This window comes from Mesorhizobium sp. M1E.F.Ca.ET.041.01.1.1 (assembly GCF_003997355.1).
Classification (GTDB): domain Bacteria; phylum Pseudomonadota; class Alphaproteobacteria; order Rhizobiales; family Rhizobiaceae; genus Mesorhizobium.
In genome coordinates this window covers 1-2,591 of record NZ_RZSL01000728.1, presented here as the reverse complement: position 1 = coordinate 2,591, position 2,591 = coordinate 1, and the positions used below count along the sequence as shown (strand labels likewise).

Below are 2,591 nucleotides of genomic sequence, written 5' to 3'. Positions count from 1 at the left end.
GAGCAGCACGTTCTCGGCCGGCTTGACGCTGCCCGCCATGATGTCCCAGCTCGAGGTGACGAGGTTGTCGCCCGCCGCCAGCGGCGGGTTCTGCGGCAGGCCGCCTGTCGCGACGATGACCACATCCGGAGACAGCGCCAGCACATCGTTCTTCTCGGCCCATGTGTCGTAGCGGATCTCGACGCCGAGGCGGTCCAGTTCCGCGAGCCGCCAGTCGATGATGCCGATCAGTTCCTTGCGGCGCGGGTTTTGCGTCGCGAGCCGCACCTGGCCGCCGGCCTGGCTCGACGCTTCGAGCACCGTCACCTGATGGCCGCGTCCGGCGGCGACCCGCGCGGCTTCGAGCCCGCCGGCCCCGGCCCCGACGACGACCACCCGCTTCTTCGGCCCTTTGCTTTTGGCGATGACATGCGGGATCGTCGCTTCGCGGCCGGTCGCGGCATTGTGGACGCAAAGCGCCTCGCCGCCTTCATAGATGCGGTCGAGGCAGTAGGTTGCGCCAACGCAAGGACGGATCTCGTGCTCGCGGCCCTCCATCACCTTCTTGACGATATAGGGATCGGCAATATGGGCGCGCGTCATGCCGACCATGTCGAGCTTGCCGGTGGCGATCGCATGGCGCGCCGTGGCGACATCGGAGATGCGCGCCGCGTGGAAGGTCGGGAATTTCGTCGCCGCCTTCACCTCGCCGGCGAAGTCGAGATGCGGCGAGGAACGCATGCCGGTCACCGGGATGACCTTGGTCAGCGCCGCGTCGGTCTCGATCGAACCACGGATGATGTTGAGGAAATCGACCTTACCGGAGGAGGCCAAGCGTCGGGCGATCTCGACGCCCTCCTCCTTCGACAGGCCTTTTTCGAAATCCTCGTCCGCAACCATGCGGATGCCGACGACGAATTTTTCCCCGACGGCCGCACGCACCGCGTCCAGCACCAGGTTGGTGAAACGCAGCCGGTTGTCGAGCGAGCCGCCGAAATCGTCGTCGCGATGGTTGGTGGCCGGCGACCAGAAGCCGTCCATCAGATGGCCGTAGGCCTCGAACTCGATGCCGTCGAGGCCGGCGGCCTGGCAGCGCTGCGCGGCGGAAGCATAGTCGGCGACGATGCGCTCGATATCCCAATCCTCGATGGTCTTGGGAAAGGCGCGATGCGCCGGCTCGCGCACCGGCGAAGCCGAAAGCACCGGCAGCCAGTCCGCCTTGTTCCAGCCGGTGCGGCGCCCGAGATGGGTGATCTGGATCATCACCTTGCAGTCATGCTCGTGACAGGCATCAGCGAGTTCCGCCAGCCACGGCACGATGCGATCGTCATAGACATGCAGATTGCCGAAGGCGGCCGGGCTGTCGCGCGAGACGATCGCCGAGCCCGCCGTCATGGTCAGCGCCATGCCGCCCTTGGCCTTCTCGGCATGGTAGAGCCGGTAGCGCTCTTTCGGCATGCCGTCCTCGGAATAGGCCGGCTCGTGACTGGTCGACATCACCCGGTTCTTCAGCGTCAGGTGCTTGAGCTGGTAAGGTTGGAGAAGCGGGTCGTTGCTGGTCATCGTCTTCCTGCCGTTTCAAATTGTGCTAATGAGCGGTCAAACGCGCTGCGCCCGAGAGGACTGCAGCGCTTCTTCAACCTTCGTTTCGCACCCGCCCGTTGAACTGCGCTTCCAACGGCTGGGAGCAAGGAGCCGCCCATGACTGATGCAAAAAACCTCACCCAGCTCGGCAAGCACGTCGAGACGCCACAAAGCCCCGAACAGGCGGTCCTGGAGACCGTGCCCTTCAATCGCGGCGACGGACCGCCGGCGATCGTGCGCTTCACCTGCCCGGAATTCACCTCGCTCTGCCCGGTCACCGGCCAGCCCGACTTCGCCCACATCGTCATCGATTACGCGCCGGACAAGGCGCTGGTGGAATCGAAGTCGCTGAAACTGTTCATGACCTCGTTCCGAAATCACGGCGCCTTCCACGAGGAGTGCACCGTCATGATCGGCCGCCGCATCGTCGAGGCGACCAAGCCGCTCTGGTTGCGCGTCGGCGGCTACTGGTTCCCGCGCGGCGGCATTCCGATCGATGTCTTCTGGCAGACCGGCGCTCCGCCCGAAGGCGCCTGGCTGCCCGACACCGGCGTGGCGCCCTATCGCGGAAGGGGCTGAGGGGACTGGGTTAATCGCGCTCATTCGCACTGGTATTGGCTCAACGCCCATTCGCCGGTGACCGACAGGAGGTCGGCGATCTTCCAGTCGCCGCCGACCTTCTTCAGCTTCCATTCAAGCCGATGCTTGTTGCCAGCAGCGACGAAGGCCACGACCACCTTGGCCTCGTCGCCATTGATGGCTTCGATGGTGCGCAGGCTCTTGTCGATGGCGAGCTTGTCGTAGTCGGCATTGTCGAGGGCCATGTTGGGGTCGAGGCATTCGCCCTGCCCGGAGGCACGCAGCGCGTCGCTCTTGTCGAGCACGCTCTTGGCCGGGTCGATGAAGTTCTTGCGCTGGGCCGGGTCCAATTCCAGACCGAGATGCTCGTAGAAAGGCTTCACTACCGCCGTCGGCGACCCGGGAAGGACGGGGGCGGCAGGTGCCGGTTCGGCCGGCTTGCTCTCAGG

At 65.3% G+C, this 2,591-nt stretch carries 3 protein-coding genes; 1 reads left to right on the top strand and 2 read right to left on the bottom strand.

Annotation, left to right across the window (positions count from 1 at the left end; genetic code table 11):
- The coding region (locus tag EOA38_RS33230; protein ID WP_127301220.1) for an NADH:flavin oxidoreductase at positions 1–1,542 on the bottom strand (1,542 nt) is incomplete at its 3' end.
- Positions 1,543–1,680: 138 nt separating this feature from the next.
- Here EOA38_RS33230 and queF point away from each other — a divergent pair.
- Positions 1,681–2,142: a preQ(1) synthase gene (gene queF / locus EOA38_RS33225; RefSeq protein WP_127301219.1), complete on the top strand. Its 462-nt coding sequence runs from the start codon at positions 1,681–1,683 to the stop codon at positions 2,140–2,142.
- A gap of 20 nt (positions 2,143–2,162) precedes the next feature.
- Here the strand turns inward: queF and EOA38_RS33220 are convergent.
- On the bottom strand, positions 2,163–2,591 hold a 429-nt coding region (locus tag EOA38_RS33220; RefSeq protein WP_127301218.1), incomplete at its 5' end, for a hypothetical protein.

Coding starts and splice junctions, on each gene's coding strand:
- queF (WP_127301219.1), top strand. CDS start 1,681: ATGACTGATGCAAAAAACCTCACCCAGCTCGGCAAGCACGTCGAGACG.